24 protein-coding genes are annotated in these 22587 nt (G+C 70.4%); 8 read left to right on the top strand and 16 right to left on the bottom strand.

The annotated features are described in order from the left end of the window. Positions 1 to 71 precede the first annotated feature (71 nt). Together C8E96_RS23565 and surE are read left to right on the top strand one after the other, a co-directional pair. The gene (locus C8E96_RS23565) at positions 72 to 986 is read left to right on the top strand and encodes a 1-phosphofructokinase family hexose kinase (RefSeq protein WP_324187114.1); all 915 of its coding nucleotides are present in this window, start codon (positions 72 to 74) and stop codon (positions 984 to 986) included. After that, the gene (gene surE / locus C8E96_RS23560; RefSeq protein ID WP_091368114.1) at positions 983 to 1741 is read left to right on the top strand and encodes a 5'/3'-nucleotidase SurE; all 759 of its coding nucleotides are present in this window, start codon (positions 983 to 985) and stop codon (positions 1739 to 1741) included. The genes C8E96_RS23565 and surE overlap by 4 nt, the downstream gene beginning before the upstream one ends. Before the next feature lie 3 nt (positions 1742 to 1744). Here surE and C8E96_RS23555 read toward each other — a convergent pair whose 3' ends face one another. After that, on the bottom strand, positions 1745 to 3244 hold the full coding sequence (locus tag C8E96_RS23555; protein WP_091368111.1) for an FAD-dependent oxidoreductase: 1500 nt from the start codon (positions 3242 to 3244) through the stop codon (positions 1745 to 1747). Between the two features lie 99 nt (positions 3245 to 3343). Between C8E96_RS23555 and C8E96_RS23550 the strand changes: the two genes are divergently transcribed. Further along, complete coding sequence (locus C8E96_RS23550) at positions 3344 to 4318, top strand: TIGR03557 family F420-dependent LLM class oxidoreductase (protein ID WP_091368108.1); 975 nt, start codon at positions 3344 to 3346, stop codon at positions 4316 to 4318. On the opposite strand, the gene C8E96_RS23545 is transcribed toward C8E96_RS23550, so the two are convergent. From C8E96_RS23545 to C8E96_RS23515, 8 genes are all read right to left on the bottom strand, one after another. After that, entirely contained in the window at positions 4319 to 5029 is a 711-nt protein-coding gene (locus C8E96_RS23545; protein WP_091368105.1) for a metallophosphoesterase family protein, read from the bottom strand. After that, on the bottom strand, positions 5026 to 5292 hold the full coding sequence (locus tag C8E96_RS34190; RefSeq protein WP_133794703.1) for a BON domain-containing protein: 267 nt from the start codon (positions 5290 to 5292) through the stop codon (positions 5026 to 5028). Before C8E96_RS34190 ends, C8E96_RS23545 begins: the two co-directional genes overlap by 4 nt. Next, complete coding sequence (locus C8E96_RS33490; RefSeq protein WP_228769562.1) at positions 5289 to 5882, bottom strand: nucleotidyltransferase family protein; 594 nt, start codon at positions 5880 to 5882, stop codon at positions 5289 to 5291. Before C8E96_RS33490 ends, C8E96_RS34190 begins: the two co-directional genes overlap by 4 nt. A gap of 70 nt (positions 5883 to 5952) precedes the next feature. After that, positions 5953 to 6876 carry a sensor histidine kinase gene (locus C8E96_RS23530; protein ID WP_091368103.1) on the bottom strand — a complete coding sequence of 308 codons (924 nt, stop codon included), beginning with the start codon at positions 6874 to 6876 and terminating at the stop codon, positions 5953 to 5955. A 139-nt stretch (positions 6877 to 7015) separates the two neighbouring features. Next, positions 7016 to 8707 (bottom strand): SpoIIE family protein phosphatase, encoded by a 1692-nt coding sequence (locus C8E96_RS23525; RefSeq protein ID WP_166658088.1) that lies wholly within the window; start codon positions 8705 to 8707, stop codon positions 7016 to 7018. A 116-nt stretch (positions 8708 to 8823) separates the two neighbouring features. Continuing rightward, positions 8824 to 8958, bottom strand: coding sequence for a hypothetical protein (locus tag C8E96_RS34420; RefSeq protein ID WP_267463820.1), 135 nt, complete (start codon positions 8956 to 8958; stop codon positions 8824 to 8826). A 45-nt stretch (positions 8959 to 9003) separates the two neighbouring features. Next, positions 9004 to 10224: a glycosyltransferase gene (locus tag C8E96_RS23520; protein WP_091368093.1), complete on the bottom strand. Its 1221-nt coding sequence runs from the start codon at positions 10222 to 10224 to the stop codon at positions 9004 to 9006. A 45-nt stretch (positions 10225 to 10269) separates the two neighbouring features. Next, positions 10270 to 10749, bottom strand: a complete 480-nt coding sequence (locus C8E96_RS23515) for a hypothetical protein (protein ID WP_091368090.1) — start codon at positions 10747 to 10749, stop codon at positions 10270 to 10272. Positions 10750 to 10883: 134 nt separating this feature from the next. On the opposite strand from C8E96_RS23515, the gene C8E96_RS23510 reads away from it, so the two are divergent. From C8E96_RS23510 to C8E96_RS23500, 3 genes are all read left to right on the top strand, one after another. Beyond that, positions 10884 to 11327 (top strand): ATP-binding protein, encoded by a 444-nt coding sequence (locus tag C8E96_RS23510; RefSeq protein ID WP_091368087.1) that lies wholly within the window; start codon positions 10884 to 10886, stop codon positions 11325 to 11327. After that, positions 11324 to 12118: an RNA polymerase sigma factor SigF gene (locus tag C8E96_RS23505; RefSeq protein ID WP_091368084.1), complete on the top strand. Its 795-nt coding sequence runs from the start codon at positions 11324 to 11326 to the stop codon at positions 12116 to 12118. Before C8E96_RS23510 ends, C8E96_RS23505 begins: the two co-directional genes overlap by 4 nt. Positions 12119 to 12192: 74 nt before the next feature. Continuing rightward, on the top strand, positions 12193 to 12588 hold the full coding sequence (locus C8E96_RS23500) for an STAS domain-containing protein (protein WP_091368081.1): 396 nt from the start codon (positions 12193 to 12195) through the stop codon (positions 12586 to 12588). A gap of 145 nt (positions 12589 to 12733) precedes the next feature. Here the strand turns inward: C8E96_RS23500 and C8E96_RS23495 are convergent, their stop codons facing one another. After that, entirely contained in the window at positions 12734 to 13600 is an 867-nt protein-coding gene (locus C8E96_RS23495; protein ID WP_091368077.1) for an SGNH/GDSL hydrolase family protein, read from the bottom strand. A 29-nt stretch (positions 13601 to 13629) separates the two neighbouring features. After that, positions 13630 to 15168: a beta-N-acetylhexosaminidase gene (locus tag C8E96_RS23490; protein WP_133794701.1), complete on the bottom strand. Its 1539-nt coding sequence runs from the start codon at positions 15166 to 15168 to the stop codon at positions 13630 to 13632. Positions 15169 to 15262: 94 nt separating this feature from the next. Here C8E96_RS23490 and C8E96_RS23485 point away from each other — a divergent pair, with 94 nt between their 5' ends. Then, positions 15263 to 15847 (top strand): TetR/AcrR family transcriptional regulator, encoded by a 585-nt coding sequence (locus C8E96_RS23485; RefSeq protein ID WP_091368070.1) that lies wholly within the window; start codon positions 15263 to 15265, stop codon positions 15845 to 15847. A gap of 45 nt (positions 15848 to 15892) precedes the next feature. Here C8E96_RS23485 and C8E96_RS23480 read toward each other — a convergent pair whose 3' ends face one another. The 5 genes from C8E96_RS23480 to C8E96_RS23460 all read right to left on the bottom strand — a co-directional run bounded on the left by C8E96_RS23480 (position 15893) and on the right by C8E96_RS23460 (position 21532). After that, positions 15893 to 17395, bottom strand: a complete 1503-nt coding sequence (locus C8E96_RS23480; RefSeq protein ID WP_091368067.1) for an alkaline phosphatase family protein — start codon at positions 17393 to 17395, stop codon at positions 15893 to 15895. An 18-nt stretch (positions 17396 to 17413) separates the two neighbouring features. Then, complete coding sequence (gene phnE, locus C8E96_RS23475; RefSeq protein ID WP_091368062.1) at positions 17414 to 18214, bottom strand: phosphonate ABC transporter, permease protein PhnE; 801 nt, start codon at positions 18212 to 18214, stop codon at positions 17414 to 17416. Between the two features lie 520 nt (positions 18215 to 18734). Further along, positions 18735 to 19496, bottom strand: coding sequence for a phosphonate ABC transporter ATP-binding protein (locus tag C8E96_RS23470; protein ID WP_091368058.1), 762 nt, complete (start codon positions 19494 to 19496; stop codon positions 18735 to 18737). Beyond that, positions 19486 to 20391 (bottom strand): phosphate/phosphite/phosphonate ABC transporter substrate-binding protein, encoded by a 906-nt coding sequence (locus C8E96_RS23465; protein WP_091368053.1) that lies wholly within the window; start codon positions 20389 to 20391, stop codon positions 19486 to 19488. The genes C8E96_RS23470 and C8E96_RS23465 overlap by 11 nt, the downstream gene beginning before the upstream one ends. A 28-nt stretch (positions 20392 to 20419) precedes the next feature. Next, entirely contained in the window at positions 20420 to 21532 is a 1113-nt protein-coding gene (locus C8E96_RS23460) for a TIGR03364 family FAD-dependent oxidoreductase (RefSeq protein WP_176926697.1), read from the bottom strand. Between the two features lie 151 nt (positions 21533 to 21683). Here C8E96_RS23460 and C8E96_RS23455 point away from each other — a divergent pair, with 151 nt between their 5' ends. Continuing rightward, entirely contained in the window at positions 21684 to 22457 is a 774-nt protein-coding gene (locus C8E96_RS23455) for a GntR family transcriptional regulator (protein ID WP_091368049.1), read from the top strand. The last annotated feature ends 130 nt before the right edge of the window (positions 22458 to 22587 follow it).

Genomic DNA, 22587 nt, shown 5'->3' with positions numbered 1-22587 from the left:
CCGATGCCGCGTCGCCCGCGGGGGTTCCACCCGGAGAAGTTTGGGTACCTCCCGATCAGAAAGGCGGTGGGATCATCGGCGACATCTCGATCGCGGTCTTGGCACCCGCACCCGACCTGACGGTGACCGTCGAGGAGTTGGACGGGCGCCCCGACATCCATCTGCACGCCGGTGGCCAGGGGATCTGGCAGGCCAGAATGGCCGCCGCCCTGGGTGCCGAGGTCACCGTGTGCGCGACCTTCGGCGGTGAGACCGGGCAGGCGCTGCGCCACCTCATCGAGCCCGAATTGCGGGTCCAGGCCATCGACGTCTCGGCCCGCAACGGGTCCTATGTGCACGATCGGCGCGACGGCAGCCGCACCGAGGTGGTGCGGATGGCCGCCGACCCGCTGACCAGACACGAACTCGACGACCTCTACGAGGCCATCCTCCTCGCGGGCCTGCGGGCCGGGGTGGCGGTGCTCGGCGGACCGTTGGACGACGGCGTGGTCCCCGACTCCCTCTACGAGCGGCTCACGGCGGACCTCACGAGCAACGGGTGCAAGGTCGTCGTCGACCTGTCGGGGTCGCGGCTGGACGCGGCGTGTGAGGGCGGGCCGACCGTGATCAAGGTCAGCGACGAAGAGGTGCCGAAGGACGAACCGCTGGGCAAGGCCGCAGCCCGGCTCGCCGACAGCGGCGCGGAGATCGTGGTGATCTCGCGCGCCGAACACCCGTCCCTGGCCTACTTCGACGGCCAGGCGTACCTGGTGGAGTCGCCGGGTCTGGTGCCGGTGGACACGTGGGGCGGCGGCGACTCGATGACGGCGGCGCTCGCCTACGGCCTGGCCGCCGACCTGCCGTGGGACGCGGCGCTGCGGCTGGCCGGGGCGGCGGGTGCGATCAACGTGACCCGGCACGGGCTGGGCACCGGTTCCGGCCACGCGGTGCGCGAACTGAGCGAACGAGTGCGGCTGACGCCGTGCGTGAAGGAGGAGGACCGATGATCCTGGTGACCAACGACGACGGCATCGATTCTCCCGGCCTGCTGGGCCTGGCGAACGCCGCGCTGGCCGCGGGCTTCGAGGTCACCATCGCCGCGCCCGCCACCGAGTCCAGTGGTACCAGCGCGGGACTCACCGCGGCGGTCGAAGGGCGGCGGGTCGGGGTCGAGAACCGGGAGTTGCCGGGCTTGGCCCGCGCCGCGGTCACGCACGCGGTCGCGGCGCACCCGGGTCTGATCGCGTTCACCGCCTGCCGTGGCGGATTCGGGGAGACGCCGGAGCTGGTGCTCTCCGGGATCAACCGGGGCGCGAACGTGGGTCGCGCGATCCTGCACTCCGGCACGGTCGGGGCCGCGCTCACCGCGGCCATCAACGGTGTGTCCGCACTGGCCGTGTCGCTGGACGTGGGCTTGGACCCCGCCGAGGACCACCACTGGGACACCGCGGCGGCCCTGGTCGGCGACACCCTCAAGCTGCTCGCCGACCTGCCCGCGGGGTCGGTGCTCAACCTCAACGTGCCGAATGTCGCGCCCGACCAGGTGAAACCGGTGCAGTGGGCGGCCCTGGCCGACTTCGGTGTGGTGCAGAGCCGAGTCGAGCGGCTGCGCGACGGGTTCATCGACGTCACCACGGTCGCGGTGGACACCGAGCTTGAGCCGGGGACCGACGCCGCCCTGCTCGCCGAGGGCCACGCGACGCTCACCGCCCTGCGCTCGGTCAGCGAGGTCCCGCGCGCCGACCTGCCCAGCCTGCCCTGACGCTCACGGCGTCCGCGGCTCCAGCGGCTTGCCTGCCGGCCCCTCCAGCACGGTGCCGTCGACATCGAACCGGGAGCCGTGGCACGGGCAGTCCCAGCTGCGTTCCTGGTCGTTGAAGCGCACCAGGCAGCCCAGGTGGGTGCAGCGCGCCGACACGGCGTGGAGTTGGCCGGTCTCGTCGCGGTAGACGGCCTTGCGGCCCGCTCCGTCGCGAACCATGCCCGCGCCGCCGACAGGGATCTCGTCGGAGCTGTCGAGCATCGGGGCCAGGCGGTCGCCGACGAGGTCTCGGGCCACGGTCGCGTTCATCTTCGCCAGGTTTCCCAGGCCGCTGAGCGAGACCCGGTGCGGGCTGAAGCGCCGCGCCCATGGCTGTTCCTGGCCGGTGATGTGGCCCGCGAGCAGCAGCGCGGCGAAGGAGCCGGTGGACAGGCCCCACTTCTGGTAGCCGGTGGCGACGGTGAGCCAGTCGGACCCGGGCAGGTAGGTGCCGATCATCGGCAGCCCGTCGTAGGGGCTGCCGTCCTGCGCCGACCAGCGGTGGGTCACCTCGGCGACGTCCCAGTGCTCGTGCGCGAACGCCTCGAGAGCGGCGTAGCGGCCGGCGGTGTCGCTCGCACCGGTGCGGTGGCTCTGCCCGGCCAGGATCAGCGAGTCGCCCGAGTGCGCGATCGACCAGGCCGGGCTGCCCGCGCTGATCGCGAGACCCCGCGGTGGGGTGCCGCTGCGCAGTCGCACCGCGACGCAGTACGCGCGCACGGCCTCGATGCGGGCGAAGAACAGCCCCCGGTCGAGCATCGGGTAGTGGCTGGCGATGACGACGTGGTCGGCGCGGACCACCCCGCCCGCGGTCCGCACCAGGGGCGGCTCGCCGCCCTCGACGTCGACCACCTGGCTGTTCTCGTGCACCACGCAGCCGTCGCCGTCGACCGCGGCGGCCAGCCCGATGGCGTACTTGCGGGGGTGCAGAGCGAGCTGGTCGGCCAAGCGGACCGCGCCGAACACCGGGAACGGCACGTCGAGGTCGCTCTCGGCCTGGTACTCGCTGAGCAGGCCCGCGCGCTCGGCCGCCTCCGCTTCCGCGCGGACGGCGTCGCGCTCGGCCTCGGCGATGGCGTAGGTGTACGCCGGGCGGCGCCGCAGGTCGCAGTCGATCCCTTCCTCCGCGGCGAGGGCCGCCACCAGGTCCACCCCGGCCGTGCTCGCCGCCGCGTACTGGGCGGCCGCGTCGGCTCCGTGTTTGCGGGTGATCCGCGAGTACGTGGTGGCCTGCAGCGCGCTGACCTTCGCGGTGTTGTTGCCGGTGGCGCCCTTGCCGATCCGGTCCGCCTCCAGCACCGCCACCCGCAGCCCGGCGCGCTTGAGCAGCAGGGCGGTGGTGAGCCCGGTGATCCCGCCGCCCACCACGGCGACGTCGACGTGGATGCCCTGGGCGAGCGAGGGATAGGCGGTCGACGGCGCGGTTCGCAGCCACAGGGACTGCTCGGAGGTCGTGGTCGTCATGCGAGCGGGTACCCCGGTCCGGTGGGGTTCAAGCACAGCCCGTTTGCGCCGGTCCACGGCGGGTAAGTCCAGGTAAACCGAGGAAGAGGAGCACGCGCGATGGTTGCCTTCGGCTACACCCTGATGACCGAGCAGGCAGGCCCCGCCGACCTGGTCCGCCACGCGGTGGCCGCCGAGGGCGCCGGATTCGACTTCGAGGTGATGAGCGACCACTACTCCCCTTGGCTCGCCTCCCAGGGCCACGCCCCCAACGCGTGGACGACGATGGGCGCGGTCGCGCACGCCACCGAGACCGTGGGCCTGATGACCTACGTGACCTGCCCGATCCTGCGGTACCACCCGGCGATCGTGGCGCAGCAGGCCGCCACCGCGCAGCTGCTGTCGGACAACCGCTTCACCCTGGGCCTGGGCTCGGGCGAGAACCTCAACGAGCACGTCGTCGGCCAGGGCTGGCCACCGGTCGGCACGCGACACGAGATGCTGGCCGAGGCGATCCAGATCATCGCCGCGCTCTTCGACGGCGGGCTCGTCGACTATTCGGGAAACCACTTCCGGGTCGACTCCGCGAGACTGTGGGACTGCCCGAACGTGCGTGTCCCCATCGCCACCGCCGTGTCCGGCCGCGAGTCGATCGAGCACTTCGCGCCGCTGTCGGACCACATGGTCGCGACCGACCCGAAACCCGAGCTGTGTCAGGGATGGGACGAGATCGCCGACCCGGAGGGCCGCAAGATCGGCCAGATCCCGATCTGCTGGGACCGCGACCGTGACGCCGCCGTCGCGCGGGCGCACGACCAGTTCCGGTGGTTCGGCGGCGGGTGGAAGGTGAACACGGATCTGCCCACCACGGCGGGGTTCGAGGGCGCTTCGAAGTTCGTCCGGCCGGAGGATGTGGCCGGGGCCATCCCTTGTGGACCGGAGCTCGAGCCGATCATCGAGGCGGTGTCGAAGTTCTGGAAGGCGGGGTTCACCGACGTCGCTCTGGTGCAGATCGGCGGGGAGCACCAAGACGCGTTCTTCGACGTGGCGGAGAAGGAACTGCTTCCCGCTCTGCGATCGGCCGCCCCCGCCTGATCAATCGATGCAGTAGATCGCGTAAGCGGCTCGGATGATCGGGTGGGCGACGTTGCGCACCCGAACCCCGCCCGGCGTGAATCCTTGCTCAGTCCCGTAATGGGCGTGTCCGTGGATCGCCAGGGCCGTCTCACAGGAGTCGATCGCCTCGCCCAGCTGGTAGCAGCCCAGGAACGGGTAGATCTCCGGCGGCTCCCCCCGCAACGTATCCGAGACCGGCGAGTAGTGGGTCAGCGCGATCCGGACGTCGCAGTCCATCGCCTCCAGGGCGCCGCGCAGCTTCGCCGCCGCCACCTCGGTGTGCTCGACGAACGCCTTGATCTCCGGTTCGCCGAAGGCGCTGGCGCACTTGCCCGCGAAGCCCCCACCGAATCCCTTCACGCCCGCGATTCCGACCTTGCGGCCGTCGATCGGGACTATCGCGCTTTGCCCTTCCAGCACCGAGATTCCCGCCTCGGCCAACACCTCGGTGACCTCGGCCGACCGGTTGCTGTGGTAGTCGTGGTTGCCCAGGACCGCCACGACCGGTACCGACAAGGAGCCGAATTCGGCGGCCACGACCGCCGCCTCCTCGACGGTTCCGTGTCGGGTCAGGTCGCCCGCCAACAGCAGCGCGTCGGCGTGTTCGTCCAAGGTCTGCAAGGCTGGGCGGAATCGGCCGCCGGTGTCCTCGCTCAGGTGGACGTCCCCGATGGCGGCGATGCGGATCATCGGAACTCCTCCCGGCCCGTGGGCTCGCCCGCCTCGGTGACCTTGATGTCGTTGTAGATGCGCATCGCGGGCACCACCTCGTGGACCACCGCGGCGATCTCGTCGCGCCTGCGCTCGCATTCGACGTCGCCGGACAGCAGGATGGTGTCACCCCGAACGGTGACCTTGATGCCTTGTTCCGCGGTGCGGTCGTCCTCGGCCAAAGCCCGGCGCACGGCCGCGACCTGGTACTGGGGTGCGCCCGTGCTGTGGTCGCCGGTCATGCGAGTTCCTCCCGGTCTTCGGTGTCCTCGATGTCTTCGGTGTCGCGCGGTCGGTCGTCGGGGATGCGGATGAGCCTCGGTGAGACGCCGAGCCTGCCCGCGAGCAGCAGGAACGCCTCGGCGTATGGCGATTCGGCGGTCTCCACGGCCACCCTCGACCAGTCGATCTGCTCGCGCAGCGCCCGCGCGGACTGCATGGGCTCGTTCAGGTCGCCGCGGTGGGTTCCCAGCGCCAGCAGCTTGCCGATCATGACGTCGGTGGCGCTCTGGACGGGCATGGTGGCGGGTCCGACCCGCATCACCTCCGAACGGTCGAGGACCTCGTCGGTGACCGGCCGCTCGTTGGGCCGGAACAGCAGGTCGACGAGCCGGTCGCCGTCGTAGACCTTGGTGAGCCAGTCCTCCGGCGGCGGCGCGGCCCGCATGCCCTGCGCGACCAACGCGCGCACGGCGTCGTCGACGTCGGACAGCTTCACCAGGACGTCCACGTCGTGTTCGGTCTCGGGTCCGCCTCGGGCGTACACCGCGCAGCCGCCGGTCAGGGCGAAGCGGATACCCGCGGTGTGCAGGGCGGCGGACACCTTCGTCACGGTGCGAAGTAGGTCTCCCTGGGCACTCATTCCTGAGTGGTTCCCCAAACCGCGAACGCGAAACTTCCGGTCAGTTCCGCCGGAACCAGGCCTGGATCGTGGTGCCCGCCTCGTCGATGTGCGTGCGCACCAGGTCGGCGCCCGCGTTGACCAGCAGCAGGCCCCGGCCGCGGCCACGGGTCGGCGCCACTGTGCGACGGCCCGCGAGCGGGTCGCTGATGATCCCGGCGTCCCAGTTCCGCACGATGAGCGCGTCGGCGCGTTCCCACAGCGACAGTGTCGCCGTGCCGGAGCCGTGTTCGATGCTGTTGGTCGCCAACTCCACGACGGTCAGCACGACGTCCTGGATCCGCTCCGCGGTGAGCCCGGCGGTCGCGGCGAGGTCGGCGACGGCGACGCGGAGCGCGGCGATGTCGAACGGGGTGACCGACCACGTCCGGGCGTGGTCCGGGAGGGGAAGGGGGACGTTGTGCGCCGCGAGCGCGCGCTCACGGTCGTAATACGGGTTGGGCGTGCCCACCGCGCCCTCCAGGATCGCCGGGTGCGTGGCCATGGCGTCGGCGAGGGCGGCGGGCCCGACCGCCAGGTCGTAGGGGCACAGGATGGCGAGCCGCCGACCCTCGAACGCGGCGTCGATGAGCGCCTCGTGCTGCACGCACGCGGGGTATTCCTCGGGGCTGCGGCCCGGCCACACCGGCTCACCCACGATGCGCACGGCCTCGTCGGGGTGTTTGTCGGCGACCGCCCCGAGGACACCGGTCATGATCCGCCCCGGGTTGCGTCCGGCGACGGACATGTCGATCCACTCGACCGAGCTCGACGCCACCGGGCCCAGCGCGGCGCGCAGGCTGTCGATGTTCGGCTGGGGCACCGCCACGGCCACCGCCTCAGCCGCGTCCAGGCCGCCGAGGACGAACGGGAGCACCGCCGCCACATAGGTCGGTCCGTCGCGGTAGAACGCCACGCTATGGGCGGGCGGGGCCGGATCGGGCACTGTGCCGCCTCCCCGGAATTTGGGTTTGGGTCACCTTGCGAAGTCATGGTACGGAGTGGAGGGTGACCGTGGTTGATTCTCGTCCCGGTCCCCTTAGGTAGCGGTGGGTTCGTGGCCGGGTTTGTTTGCCAGACCACGGCTACTGCTCGTCGAGTCGGGCGACGAGGAGGGCGACGTCGTCGTCGGTGTTTCCGCTCGAGTGTTCGAGCAGGTATTCACTGAGCTCGTCGACGGACAGGCCGCGGGCGCGGTCGGCCAGGACGGCCAGTTCGGCCAGCCCCTCGTCGATGGACCGGGTCCGGTTCTCCACCAGCCCGTCGCTGAACATCACGACCGTGGTGCCGGGGGTGACGACCATGCTCGCCGTCGTGCGGTGGGCGGGCCGTGGCAGTCCACCCATGATGACCCGGCCCGCGGCCCGCGTGAGGTATTCGGGCGGGCCGGTCGGGGTGATCAGCAGCGGCGGCGGGTGGCCCGCGTTGCTCCAGCGCAGCCGGGCGGGCAGGCCGGGGCGGCGTTCGAGGGTGGCCAGGACGAGGCTGGTGAACGGCGCGATGTCCAGGCCGTCGACCACGGTGTCGAGCCGGGACAGGACACCGCCGGGGCGCAGGGCGTCGTCGAAGGCGATGGCGCGCAGCGCCGCCCGCAGCTGGCCCATGGTCGCCGCGGCGCTGATGTCGTGGCCCGCGACGTCGCCGACGGCGAGCACCAGGTCGGTGTTGGGCAGTTCGAACGCGTCGTACCAGTCGCCGCCGACGGCGACACCGGACTGGGCGGGCTGGTAGCGCACGGCGAGGGAGACTCCCGGCACCGTGGGCGGCTCGGTGATCATCGCGCCCTGCAGGGTGGTCGCGACGTCGCGGGTGCGCTGCTGGCGCCTGCCGCGGGCCAGCGGCTTGCTCAGCCACGCCCCGAGCAGCGCCAGGAACTCGGCGTCGTCGTCGCCGATCGGGCCGCGCGGCGCGCACACGCCGAACAGCGCCACGCCGACCGTGTGCGACTCGGTGTGCAGCGGCAGGGCCACGGCGGCGTGCACGCGGTTGCCTCGGTGCCAGTCGTCGAGACGCAGTTCGGGCGACCACGGCGGCCGCTCCGGCGAGCCCTGCCAGTGCGCGACCACGCCGGTGCGGATCGCGGTCGCCACCGGGCAGGAGCTCGCGGGATCCACCGACCGCACCCCCGTGGGCGGCGGCACCGAGAGCGACTGGACCTGGGTGCGCGCGACGGTGGTCAGGACCATCCCCTCCGGTCCGGGGGGCACCGTGTCGTCGATGGTGAACACGAGACAGCTGTCGGCGAGCTGTGGGACCGCGATGTCGGCCAGAGCGGCGAGTTCGGCGCGCGGGTCGTCGGCCACGCTGACCGCCTCGGTGACCCTGGCCAGCAGCGCGACCCGGTCGAAGGCGATCCGCCTGCGCTCGGCCAGCGCGTGCAGCTCGTCGCGGGCCGTGACCTCGTCGGTGACGTCGGCGGCGATCATCAGCACGCCGACCCGGTCCGCGGTGGCGCCGACCAGCGGCGACAGGCTGTAGTGGAGCACCGCCTCACGCGGCTCGCCGTCGACGACGAACCCCAGCCGCGACTCACGCACGTCCACCGGCTCGCCGGTGTCGAGGACCCGGTCCAGCTGCTCGATCAGGCTGTCGACCCGGTCGACGTCGGCGAAGGCGGTCCGACCGGGCACGCCGAGCCCACCGAGGCCCCAGACCCGTGTCGCGGCCGCGTTGGCGTAGCGCAGAACGTGGTCCGGCCCGGTGACGATCAGCACCTGGGCGGGCGCGGTGTCGAACGCGCGCCCGATCAGCTCCCAGGGCACCGCGTCGTCGGCCATCGCACCACGCCTTCCGCCTGGGGGCGGGAGCGACCCGCTCGGGGCCCGAATCATGTCAGGCGCCGGGCGCGGCGACAAAGCGTGACGAGACTGTTCGCGCGGTGGTTCGCCTCGGTTTACTCCCGGCCGAGGACGATCGTCGGTTCGAGCTCTTCCTCGTCACGCGGACTCGGGATGGAAACGCCCCCGGCGGGGTCGGCCGGGTCGGCCACCTGGCCGTCGGGTCTCGGATACGGCATCGGGTCAGGCATGTGGTCTCGCCTCCTCTGCGACCGTGGTACCCCACCGCTGCCCGGTCATGCGTCGACGAGCAGCGCATTTCCCCCGGTCGAGTGACCGGTGACCGAACGCGCGCGGGCGTACACGCGGACCGCGTCGAGCGCGACCCGGTCCCACTTGTACCGCGCCCGCGCCCGGTCACGGCCCGCCAAGCCCAGGGCGGCCCGGCCCGCGTCGTCGGCGTGCAGGGCGAGCACGGCCGAGGCGAGGGCCCCCGGGTCGCGCGGCGGCACGTGCAGGCCGGTCACACCGTCGACCACGGTGTCGGTGAGCGCTCCGACCGCGGTGGCCACGACCGGCAGACCGCACGCCATGGCCTCCAGCGGCGCGACACCGGAGGCCTCGTACCAGGGCACGCAGGCGGCCACATCGGCCGAGCGCAGCAGGGTGGGCATGTCCGCCGCGCTCACGTGTCCCGCCAGCCAGACCCGGTCCCCGACCCCGAGCAGCGCCGCCTCGTCGAGCAGCGCCGCGGCGTACGGGTGCGCGGCCAACGCCGCCCCGGTCGGGCCGCCCGCGATGACCAGTTCGGTGTCGGGCAGCATCGGCATGGCCTGCACGAGGGACTGAAAGCCGTTGCGGGGCAACAACTTCCCTACCGTCACCAGACGATGGCCGAGTTCGCGCGGCGCGGTCGGTCCCGCCGGGCCGAACCGGTGGACGTCGACACCGGCGGGGATCATCGAGATCTTCGAGCGGGGCACCCCCATCCGGATCAGCTCGAAGATCTCGTCGGAACAGCCCGCCACGATCCGGTCGGCCCGCCGGGCGATCAGCCGCTCGGTCTCGATCCGGTCAGCCGCGCCGGTGTCCTTTCCGCGCCGCTGGCCCGTCGAGCCAAGCGACGAGAAGGTCTGCACGGTGGGGATGCCCAGCCTGCGGCCCGCCAGCACCGTGGCGAGCCCGCACACCCAGAAGTGCGCGTGCGCCACGTCCGGCGGGTCCTCGCGCCAGCGCGCGAGGAGGAACCGGGTGAACTCGCCCATCGTGGGCAGCAGGTCGTCGCGGGCGATCGGCCGCTGTGGGCCCGCGGGGACATGCACCACGTCGTAGCCGTCGTCGACCCGGACGGTCTCCTGCTGGTCCGGGTCGGCCCGCCGGGTGTAGACCGTCACGTGGTGGCCGTGGCGCACGAGCGCCGCCGCCAGGTCGGAGACCCGCGCGTTGTGCCCGCCTGGCTCCGGCCCACGTGGTGCCGCGGGAGGGTCCGCGCACTCCGACACCATCGCGATTCTCATGGCGGACTCCTGTCGGACGGCCCCGATGGCTCCGAACGTGGAGCGTCAGCGGGGCGGACTCGGGTCGACCCGGCGCGGCCCGCGAACGGTGGGCGCGGTCCGGTCGTCGTGCGGGGGGACCATGATCTCGGCCTCGGAGGACGCGACCTGGTCGGTGGGCTCGGCGGGATCGGTGTGCTCGAACCGTCGCGCCGACATCCCCTCGGCGTCGAGCCGGTCGCGCATCCGGGTCAGGACCTTGATGGCGATCGCGTGGCCGATCGCGAGAACCAGCAGCAACACGCCCAGGCGGATGACGACGGACTCGGTCGGGCTGTCCGCGGAGAAGTCGATGGTCGAGAGCAGCGCCAGCACACCGAGCACCGCCAAGTGGAACAGAACCGACACCAGGCGGGCCATAGAACCCGCGGAACTGTCGTCTGTGTAAGAGTTTTCGAGGTATCTCGATCCGGCGCGGTAGATGATCTGCCCGTCCACGGCCACCAGAACGATACCGAGTACGAGGAACAAGGCGAAGCTGTCCATGATGCCCCTTCGGCCAACTGTCGTTGATCGCTTACGGGATGACTACCCGTTCCCCGGTTTTCGACACCTCGACCGATTCACCTCGGCGGACGCGTGACCGGTTGGCATTACCCGAACGTGGGTAGTCCCCCTATGTGACCGACCACCTTGGCCGTGCCCTGCTCGGGCCCACCGGCGAACACCCCGCGACGGCGACGTCGCGGTTGGTGGAGCTCACCGTCGGCATGGCCGAGATGCCGCTGGTGCGCACGGTGGCCGCCGCGATCGCGATGCGCGAGGACTACGACATCGAGGCGATCGCCGATGTGAAGCTGATCGTCGACGAGGCCTGTTCCCTGCTGGTGGACCGGGCGGTGGCGGGCACCCCGCTGGTCTGCCGGTTCGAGATCGAGCCGGGCACCATCCGGTTCGCCGCCGCGGTCGAGGGCTTCGACGCGCGGCCGATCGACGACACGACCCTGGGCTGGGCGCTGCTGGTCTCCCTGGTGGACGACATCACCCACGGCGTCGACACCTCCCGCCCGCTTCCGGTGCTGCGCATCGACGTGCGCGTGCGCAAGGGCGGGAGCAGGCCATGACCCAGCCACACCTGGTCAACGCCGCGTGGCGGGACTCCTCCGGGGGATACGCGCACCTGCGGCCGCTGTTCGAGAAGCTGGCACACCTGGAGCCCGGGCCCGAGCGGGCCGCGCTGCGTGACGAACTCGTCACCGGGCACCTGCCCGTCGCCGAGCACATCGCGCAGCGGTTCAGCCACCGCGGCGAATCGCACGACGATCTCCTCCAAGTCGCCACCGTGGGCCTGATCAACGCGGTCGACCGCTTCGACCCCGACCGGGGCACGGAGTTCCTGTCCTTCGCCATCCCGACGATCATGGGCGAGGTCCGGCGGCACTTCCGCGACACCGGCTGGTCGGTCCGGGTGCCCAGGCGCCTGCAGGAACGCCATCTCGCGGTCAGCACGGCGAGTTCGGAGCTGGCGCAGCGACTGGGCCGGGCGGCGACGCCCAGCGAGATCGCCGCGCACCTCGGTCTGTCCAAAGAGGAGGTCTACGAGGGAATCGAGGCCGGGAACGTCTACCGGTCGCAGTCCCTCGACGAGATCCTCAGCCCCGGCGAGGACAACACCGCCATGGCCGACCGGCTCGGTGTCGACGACGAGGCCCTCGACGGGGTCGAGTACCACGAGACCCTGCGGCCGCTGCTCGACCGGCTGCCTGCCCGGGAACGCCGAATCCTGATCCTTCGGTTCTACGGCAACATGACCCAGACCGAGATCGCCCACCGCGTGGGCCTCTCGCAGATGCACGTGTCCCGGCTTCTCGCGAAAACCCTGAAAGGGCTTCGCGCCGGGATCACCGACTCCTGAGGGGACGGTCCGCCGGGTGGGTCGATCGGCCTCCCGACGGTACTGTTGGCGCTGCGACCCGAGGGAGTACCACGATGACCGAGCCCGACGAGCCCACCACCGCCGTGACCGAACCGGCCATGGTCGTGCCCGGCCTTGAGGTGACCGCCCGGCAGGCATCGGTCGACACCGTGATCCTGCTGGTGACCGGCGAAATCGACATGCTGACCGCGCCCTCGCTGGACCGCAGTCTCGCCGAGACCGCCGATGGTGGGCACCGCCGGGTCGTCGTCGACCTGTCAGGGGTGACGTTCCTGTCCTCCGCGGGCATCACCATCCTCGTGCAGCACACCGCCAACGCCGCCGCGCGCGGGGTCCGGCTGCCCATCGTGGCCTCGGCGACGGCCGTTCTGCGGCCGCTGGAGCTGACCGGGCTGAACACCGAACTCGATCTCCACGGCACCGTGGACGAAGCCGTCCACGATGCCTGACCAGCGGTTGGACAGCGGGTGGACGGCGCCGAGAAATTAATTTCCGGTTACTGCTAACGCCACACCCTCCTACTCCGATAGGGCTAGCGAGCGGTTCCCGGTGGCACGCCCCCCGACCACCGGGAACCGCTTAGTCATGTCCTCCCTAGTGCCCTAGGGTGGCCAAGATCAAATCCGCGGCACCGCGCTGGCCCGCCGAGTTCGGGTGAAACGGCGTGGTGGGCGCCGCGGGCAGCACCGGCTCCACCCACCGGTTCCACGGCAGCTGACACACATCGTGGCCCCGGACGCCGGTCAGATCGACGGCCGTGGCGTGGTGCCTCGCGGCCTGACCCGCCAGCATGGCGTTGAGCTTGAGCTGGATCCCGTGCAGGTACGCGACATCACCGACTGCCATCGGGGTCAGCGGGAAGCACCCGGTCGTGGGTGGCAGCAGTGGCAGGTAGCCGACCACCACGATCTTGGCCCGAGGGGCTCGCGCGTGGATGCCGTCGAGCACCGCCGCGATCTTCGGCGCGATCTCGTCGACCTTGGCCACCAGCTTGTCCGTGCCGGTCGAGTTGTTGTGGCGCTCACACGGATTGCCGAACGGGTCGGTCACCGCCAGCACCCCGCAGGTGCCGATCGAGCTCTCGAACCCGAAGTCGTTGCCGCCGATCGTCACGGTGACCAGGTCGGTGGTCGTGGTGAGGCCGTCGAACTGGGGCGGGTTGGTGCCGAACAGCTGCGTCGACTGCGGTGTGGTCATGTGCGCGGTCGTGGCGGAGCTGCAGCTGCGGTCGTCCAACCGGGCGCCTAACGCCTTGGCGACGTTGCCCGCGTAGTTGTCAGTCGACCGGAAACAGCCCGGGGTTCCCTGCACGGTGAACACCGAGGCGATGGCGGCGAACGAATCGCCGAGGGCGACGTACTCGCGGTAAGTCGGTGTCGCTTCCGCGCTCGCGACGCCCGCGGTGAGCATCAGGACGGTCGCGGCGATCACGGAGCGGCGGATCGGGTGTCGGCTACGCATCGGACTCCTCACAACGGACTTCCGGACGGTCAGGCCGGGGCGGCGCCGACCGTGTGCATCACAGGCAGAAAAGTCAGGTACAGCAAGGGTTTCGGGGAACCCCAGGTGAGTTGGGCGAGCACCCGGAGTCGGGGATGCAACACGGTCGCGAGTTCGGCCTCGGTCGCCGCGTTCGGGTCGTCACACCACAGGCTGACCTTGGACCCGAGGTTCGCGGCGCGTTCGGCTGAACTGAGCCGGGAGCCGTCGACGAAGACGTCGGGGTGCCACAGGTCGTACATGGCCGACGGGGGCGCGTTGAACACCGCGGCCGGTCCGCCGGTGGTGTAGTAGGTCGGGGTGAACGACGCGTTCATCACCCGGTGTCCCGCCGCGATCAGCTGCTTGCCGGTGTAGGCGTCACCGGACCACGGGAAGCCCGCGAACCCGTTCTGCGACCAGTGATCCACGATGATGTCCGAGTCCACGGTGATCGTCGCGCCACCCGGTTTGAGTCCGTCGTTGGCGATCCGGGCGGTCTTGCCCGCCGCGCGGACGATTCCGTTGGCCCAGTTGATGAATCCGTAGTAGGTGTCCTTGCCGGTCGCGTTCGGTCCATAGTGGACCTTGGCGTACTCGGCGAGTTGCGGGTAGTCGTCGTAGTTCGTGACGTACTCGTCGGCGCCGACATGCCACTGCGGGTCCGGGAACAGCGGCAGGAACTCCCCCATCACGTCTTCGATGAGGTCGTAGGCCGCGGGCTTGGACAGGTCGATCGCGCCGTGGTCGACCACCCCGGTGCGGCTGACCAGTTTCAGCTCCGGGTGACTGGCCAGGATCGCGTCGGCGTGGCCCGGGAAGTCGATCTCCGGCATGATCCGCACGTTGTAGCTCGCGGCGTAGGCGACCAGGTCGGCGATCTCCCGCTTGGTGTAGTGCTGGGGCGAGACGATCTCCGGGTGGGTCTCGCTGGCCAGCCGGAAGCCGAAGCGGTCCGACAGGTGCAGGTGCAGCAGGTTGAGCTTGAGGTAGCTCAGCTCGCGGACCCGGGCGCGCAGCCACTCGACGGAGAAGAACTGGCGGCCGACGTCGACGAGCAGGCCGCGCTCGGGGTAGGCGGGCCAGTCGGCCGCGGTGCCCGCCGGGACGGTCCACCCCTGGCGCAGCCACTGCAGGACCGTCCTGGTCCCGTTGAACACCCCAGCCCGGCCGGCGCCCTGCACCGCGAGGGAGGCGCCGACCAGAACGCGGTACCCCTCGGGACCGCCTTCCGCCGGGCCGGTCCGCAGCTCGATGTCACCGGGCCGGGTCTGGGCGCCCACAACGTACGAGACCGGGACGCCGGTGAGCGCGCGGAGATCGGCGGCGAACACGGCCGCGGCCTGCCGCAACTCCCCCGTGCGGGCGACGATCCTGGTGTCCATGCCGAAGGTGTAAGAGCCGATCCCGGGTGTCCACCGCTGCAGCGCCGGGATGGTCACCGGTGCGGCCGTGGCCGCCGTCGCCCCCTGCGCGACAGCGGCCACGCCCGCCACGGCGCACACCACCGCGGAGACGGCCGAACCGAGACGGACGGCGAGTCTCCCCATGGTGCGCTCCTGACATCGGCTGCTCAGAGGTGTTCGGAACTGGCGCCGAGTATGCAAGAGCTCTCTTACTTTACGCAAGAGTACTCTTACCGACATGGCCACCGGAACCCGGGATCGGATCATGGACGTCGCCTTGAAGCTGTTCGAACAGAACGGCACCGTGGGGACGGCGATCACCGCGATCGAGGCAGGCGCGGGCCTGTCCGCGGGAAGCGGCAGTTTCTACCGGCACTTCAAGGACAAGAACGAGCTCCTGCTCGCTGTCGTCGAGCGTGAAATCGCGCGGGTGCAGAAGAATCCCGCCGTGCAGGTGTCGCAGGTGGACGGTCCGATCAGCGAGACGCTGGCCCGCCAGCTCTACGCGGACCTCGACTTCCTGCGCGAGCTCAAGCCGCTGATCGCGATCTTGATCTGGGAGCGCGACCGGGCGCCGGACATGGCCGCGCGGGTTCAGCAGCTGATGGTCGACCGCGGCGTGGAACTGGGCATCGCCGATCTGTTCCTGCAGACTCCGGCCGCCCCGGTCACCGAGGACCCGGCGGCGGGGGCGATCGTGATGATGTCGGCGATGATCGGGTATTTCCTGTCCGTGGAGTACTTCGGGTCGACCCCCGGCGGCGTGGATCCGGAGCGGTTCACCACGACGCTGGCGAAGCTGTTGACGACGCCGCCCGAATAGCCTGTGCCCCGCGGCCGTGACCGCGGGGCACAGAGGTGTCTCAGGTCAGCTGACTGACACGGACGGGTTGTCGACCGCCCAGTACCAGTTGTTCGCCCCGTTCGTGAGGCGCCACTTGACGACCATGGAGGTCGCGCCGGACGGGACCGGCACGGTGAGCCTCTCCAGCTTGGCCACGGCGTCGGCCGTGTACTTAAGGAGCTGGGTTTCGGCGCCGCCATTGAAGGAGACCGAGACGGTGGCCGTCTCCGCCCCTTCCTTGAGGTAGTGCGAACCGAAGCCGATGGTCGCGGTCCGACCCGCGGTCACCGCGTAGGGCGCGGAGACCAGGGTGGAGTTGAACGTACCGCTGGTGGTCTTGTCGGCCCACTCGTCGGAGTCGGCGACGGCGAACACGCCTCGGGCCCGGACGTTGGACTCGCGCTGCTGGTCGGCCTGGGTCCTGGTCCAGAAGTCGTCGTTGGTCAGCGACCAGCCGCGCCACTCGGCCATGCCGCCGGTGCCCATCCCGGTGTTGTCGATGCCCCAGCCGCTGGGAACGGTTTTCGTCCAGCCCAGCACGTCGGTTGGGATGCCGGTCTCGTCGACCCTCGGCTTCAGGGTGACGCCCTCGAACGGGTCGGTCGACGGGGTGCCGAGGACCTGTCCGTCGAGTGCGGCGGTGACGCCGTGGATGCCGAGGACGGTGGTGGCGACGTCGACGTTCTTCGGCTTCACCGCGAAAGTTCCGGCGGGAACGCCCGGTCCGGTCTGGATGATGAACGACGACCGCTCGGCGACGCTGCTGCCGCCGTGGCCGCCGGAGTTGGTGTGGCCGTGGTCGGTGGAGACGAGGAACGTCCAGTCCTCGTCGGCGTAGGTCGGGCGGGCCTTGATCGCGTTGATGACCGTGCCCATGTGCTTGTCGGTGTTCTCGATCGCCTTGGTGTAGCAGGAGCCGGTGGCGCCGCAGCTGTGACCGGCGATGTCCACCTCGCCGAAGTACACGAAGGACGCGTCCGGGCCGGTGTCGCGCAGGTGCGTCGCGGCCTTGGTCGCGATCGTCGCGTCGGCCGCGGCGTAGCCCGGCGCGTCGCTGACGGTCTCACGCTTGTCGATGGCGCTGGTGAAGATCGCCTTGCCCACGCTGTCGCTCGTCAGCGGGGACCAGTCGGCGATGGCGTAGGTGGACAGCGCGCTGTTGGCGCTCTCCAGCCTGGTCAGGAAGTCGGGGTACTGCGCGAGGTTCGTCGAGGTGCCCCAGTTGTTGCTGGTCACCTTGTGCTTGTCGGGCCAGACGCCGGTGGCGAGGGTGGCCCAGCCGGGGCCGGACAGGGTCGGCGCCATCGGGTTGGCGTACAGCGAGGTCTTGCTCGAGCGGCCGGAGGCGATCAGGGAGTCGAGGGTGGGGGCGTTGACGGGGGCGATCTTGTCGAACAGCAGGCCGTCGATGCCGAACACGACGACCTTCTTGGGGCGCAATGCCGCCGCGGAATCCGCGGTGGGCACGACGATGGCGAACGTCGCGGCGAGCGCGACGGCGCCTAACAGGGTGGGGACACGACTCATGAGTTAGCCCTTCCGAACTTAGGCGCCGATGCGGCGCCGGATGACGGCGGATAACTGATCCACTGCGACCACGAGGACAAGCACCACGAGGATGTGCGTGACCATCTGGTCGAACCTGAACAACTTGATGGACTGGTTGATCAGGAATCCGATCCCTCCCGCGCCGACCAGGCCGAGGACGAGCGAGGACCGGACGTTCACGTCGAACCGGTAGAGCAGCAGCCCGACGAACTGGGGCAACACGGTGGGCAACACCGCGTTGGCGGCGACCTGAACCCCCGACGCCCCGTTGATGCGCAGCGCGTCGCGGGGGCCGAGATCGGTCTCCTCCATGGCCTCGGCCCAGAGTTTGCCCATGACCCCGGTGTTGTGGAACACCAGTGCGAGGACCCCCGCGAACGGGCCGAGACCGACGGCGGTGACGAAGATCAGGGCGAACACGACGTCGGGAACCGAGCGCAGGAACGACAGGATGGAACGGGCGGCCTGGTAGATGGCCGTGTTGGACGTGGTCGCCCGGGAACCAAGGAACGCCAGCACAAGCGCGAACGGGATGGAGAAGGTGGTGCCGAGCAGTCCGATGTAGAGGGTGACCAGCGCGGCCTCGATGCTGGGGCGCAGCACCTTGTCCCAGGTGAAGTCGGGCGGCAGGGCCTCACTGAGAAAGTCCGCCATCCCGCGCCACCCCTGGACGAGGGCGGCAGGCGAGAACTCGGTGTCCCGCCAGGCAAGCACATGCACCGCGACGACACCGACCACGATCGCCGCGACGAGCATCGAGGGCCTGGTGCGTCGTGGTGGGGCGGTCTTGACGCTCATGCGACTTCACCTGTGTGGGCGACACAAGTTGTCCACAGCCCACCCCGCGGCGGCCGTCCCTGTCGCCCACCCCCGATAGACTGGCCAAGGGCAGTCCCCCCGGGAAGGGTGGGGGCTGCGGTGGCTCCGATTGCGCCGGTGCGTGTTTGGTGGTGTCGCTCTGTGGGGGCGATCTCGGGGTGTTCGAGTGGGTTTGGGTCGCCCGTGCTGACGGGTAGGCCCAGGGACTTCGGCGGGCGCTGTGAAGTGTGACGGCTTCTTGGCGTCGGCCCGGTCAGGGTTGTTGGGTGCCTGTTTGGGTGGTTCGCCTTGATTCGGGGACCCCTCGAAATGGGGCTGTGCGGGTCAAAAGGCGGGGCGAAGGAACCCCACCCGCACCGCGAGTTTAGCCCCATTTCCCCCGAATCAAGGCGAACCACCAAATCAGGCCGCTCTGTTGCATCCGTTGCGTTGGTAGTTGGGCCGGTTACGGTGGTTGCGTCCGTTGCGTTGGTAACTGCGCCCGTACCGGTTGCGGTACTCATCGTCGTTCTCTTTCCGGTTCATATAAGGCGTCTATCTCGGACTGACTGAGGTGGTCGGGTGGGGCGTTCAGCACGACCGTTCCCTTCAGCAGTCCGACAATCCGGTCGGCGTGTGCGCGGGCGAGGTCTGGCTGGTGCAGCACGGTCGCCACCGCCAGGCCCTCCCCCGCCAACTCCGCGAGCAGCGCCACGACCTGCTCCGCCGCGCTCGGGTCGAGTGCCGACACCGGCTCGTCGGCCAGCACCACGTTCGCCCGCTGACACAAGGCGCGGGCGATGGCCACCCGTTGCTGTTGGCCGCCCGAGAGCTTGCCCGCCGGTTCCGCCGCCCGGTCAGCCAGGCCGACTCGCTCCAGGCACGACATGGCTTCCTCACGCAGCTCCCGCGGGAACAACGCCGGGGTGAGCGACCGGGCCGCCGGGAGCCTGCCCAGCGCGCCCGAACACACGTTGTCCAGCGCGCTTCGCCTGCGCACCAAGTGGATCTGCTGGAACACCATCGCCGCCTGCGCCCGGCTTTGGGCCAACTCCTTGCCGGTCAGGCCGATCACGTCCCGCCCGCCGAGGCGGATCTCGCCGGAGTCGGGCGTCTGCAGGCCCACGACGCAGCGCAGCGCGGTGGACTTGCCGGAACCGTTGGCCCCCAGCACGGCGACGAACTCGCCGCCGCGCACGTCGAGGTCGACCCCGGACAGCACGGGCCTGCCGTTGAACGACTTGTGCAGCCCCCGGATCGCCAGCCTGGGTTCAGACGTCATCTTCGGACAGCCCCAGCGCACTCGCGAGGTCGAACAGCGGCTGGTACGTCTCCTTCGTGACCGCGACAAGCGGTCCCGGCGGGTCGACGTCAAGGAAGGCGCTGACCTTGGCTACATCCGAGGGGCTCAGTCCGAGCAGCGCCTCGCGGACCTTGTCCTGGAAGGCCTTGTCGAGGTCGCCGCGCATCGTGATCGGGTCGTTCGGGATGGGCTCCGAGGTCCAGATCTGACGGAACTTGGACTTGTCGAAGGTGCCTGCGGCGGTCGCGGTGGCCAACTGCTGACTGTTGATCTCGGCCGCGTCGACCTTGGCGTTCTTCAGTGCCAGCAACGCTTCTGGGTGACCACCGGCGTAGTCGATCTTCACCGCGTCGTCGGCGATGCCCGCCTTCTTCAGCGCGTAGCGCGGCAGCGCGTCACCGGAGGTGGAGCCAGGGCTGGACAACGCGAGTGTCTTGCCGGTGAGGTCGTTGATCGACTTGACCGGCGAGTCCGCGGCGACCCAGATGCCGCCGGTGTAGGTCGTCAGCTTCCCGGTCGAGTCGGCGAACGACGCCACGGCCTGCGCGTTGGCCTTGGTGCTGGCGAAGACATAGCCGAGCGGGCCGAACTGGGCCAGCTCCAACTGCCCGTTGCGCATGGCGAGGACCTCAGCGGAGTAGTCGTCGACGACCTTGAGCTCCACCGGGCAGCCGAGCTTGCTCTCCAACGCCTTGGCCAACACCTCATACGCCGGGGTCAGCTTCGCCGGGTCCTCATAGGGCTCCACGCCGAATCGGACCTTGCCGTTGGGGCAGGCGCCCGCGCCGGCGGGCTCAGCCGAGCCACAGGCGGCGACAGTCAGACACATCAACGCGCCTGCCGCGGCGGCGGTCAGTCGAGTACGTACGCGCATCACGAAACTCCTTGCGGGGGAACAGGGTTCAGAGCAGGTCGTCGAGCACGCCCGGGGCGAGGCCCAGGGCGGTGGTCATGCCGATGCCGGAGGTGACCGAGACGACTCGGACCCCTTCGGCGGGGGTGGCGATCAGGAACGGCTCGGGTGCGGAGGCGTAGACGCCGCGCCACCGCTGCCGCACGGTCAGGTGCGGCACGCCAAGGAGGTGGGCTGTCTCGGCGAGGACCGCGTTGTCGAGGTCCTCGGTGTCGAACGGGTCGAGAGTGCGGGCGTAGTGGTGGGTGTCGCCGATGATCAGGTCACCGTCGGGGGCTTGGGTGAACATCAGGTTCATGCCCATCGCGACCAGGTCCGGCCGCTGCCCACCCAGGCGGTCGCGCAGCGCGGGCAGGGTCGGGCACGCGGCGAAGGCGTCGTAGCGCAGCATCGAGAGGGCGGTGAGCACCGCCGGATCGATCGCCCGGCCGTGCGGGTCGGCCACCCGCAGCATCCGAAGCGAGCACCGCCGGACTGCGGCTTCCTCGGCGAGACCGGGGAAGTGCCGGTCGACATCGTGGCCGACCGCGACCACGATCTTGTCCGCCCGGACAGTGCCCTTGCTGGTTGCGACAGCGCCCGGCTCGATCGCGTGCACGGTGGTGCCCCAGTGGAAGGTCACCCCGCGCTCGGCCAGCCGAGCGGCGATGGCGTGGACCGCTTCGCGCGGGTCCACCCGGATGTCCAGCGGCAGCAGCGCACCGCCCACCACGTCCGGGCCGACCGGCACCCGGGCGAGCACCCCGGCGGCGTCGAGGAGGACGACCTGGTCGTCGCGGATCGCGTGGAACTCTTCGAGGACCGCGTATTCGTCGTCGTCACGGGCGACGACGACCGCGCCCGCCTCCCGCACCCACATGCCGGAGTCCTTGGCCAGCCGCAGCCACGAGGCCCGCGCGGCGAGGGCGTAGTCGAGTGCCGGACCGTCCTGCGCGGTGACGCAGCCGTGGCCGAAGTTGCGCACCGACGCCCCGGTCGCCCGGTCGTCACGCTCGACGACGGCGACCGACAGACCGCGTTCCAGCGCCGCGTAAGCGTGCGCCAGGCCGACGATCCCGGCGCCGACGACCACAAGGTCCGCCCGGCCGATCTCACTTGTCATGACAAGGACCTTGGAAGAGTGCGGCCGCCGTGTCAATGCCCGAGTACGCATACGCATTTGCTGTTCATCTTCCGTTTAGCACGCGCTTGACCAGCGGAAATATCTCCCGACACCGGTTTGACCCGCGCGCGAAGACCTGTATGGTCAAGTCATGGGGACTCCGCTGCACGAACAGATCGCGGCCGAGGTGCGCAGGCAGATCGCCACCGGCGAGCTGGCTGTCGGCGCCCAGGTGCCATCGGAATCGCAGCTCTGCGCGCTCTGGGACGCCTCGCGCGGACCAGTGCGCCAGGCGCTGGCGACGCTGCGCGCCGAAGGACTGATCGGCGGCGGCCGGGGCAAACCGCCGGTCGTGCGCAGGCAGGCGCTGAGCCAGCCGTTCGACACGTTCCTGTCGTTCTCGCGGTGGGTCGACGGCCTCGGCCGCTCAGCGGGCCAGCGAACCCTTGAGGTCGCGCTGCGCCCCGCCCCCGCCGAGGTGGCCGACCCGCTGCACATCGACGAAGGCACACCGGTCGTGCAACTGGTGCGGCTGCGCCTGATCGACGACAAGCCGACCATGGTCGAGCGCTCCACGTTCGTCGAGTCGGCCGGACGGCTGCTGTTCGACTTCGACTGCGACTCCGGCTCGATCTACGCCTACCTGGCGGGCCGAGGCGTCGACATCACCGTCGCCCACCACCTGATCGACGCGGTCGCCGCCGACGAGACCGACAGTGACCTGCTCGGCGTCGCGCTGGGCGCTCCCCTGCTCCGCGAACGCCGTCTCGCGCGGGGGTCCGGCGGCGAGGAGATCGAGTACTCCGACGACCGGTACCGCCCGGACATGATCAGTTTCACCATCGAGAACTCCCTCCAAGCCGCCCAGCCGGCGCTGGTGCGCAGCTTGCGCCCGGCCACTGAGCAGAAGAAGTCGGCTTCCTGATCGAACTCGGCGACGCGAGGCCGTCGCGGGCATGGTCGCCGGCGCACTTGTGCGTGGCAACAAAATGGCCACCGCCGCCGCTTACCGTCGCGCAGGCAGGTCGAGGGGACCTGCCGGAGATGGGCGGGGA

Origin of the sequence: Actinokineospora alba (assembly GCF_004362515.1) — a bacterium.
In the GTDB taxonomy this organism is placed as follows: domain Bacteria; phylum Actinomycetota; class Actinomycetes; order Mycobacteriales; family Pseudonocardiaceae; genus Actinokineospora; species Actinokineospora alba.
This window is presented reverse-complemented; position numbering and strand designations above follow the sequence as displayed.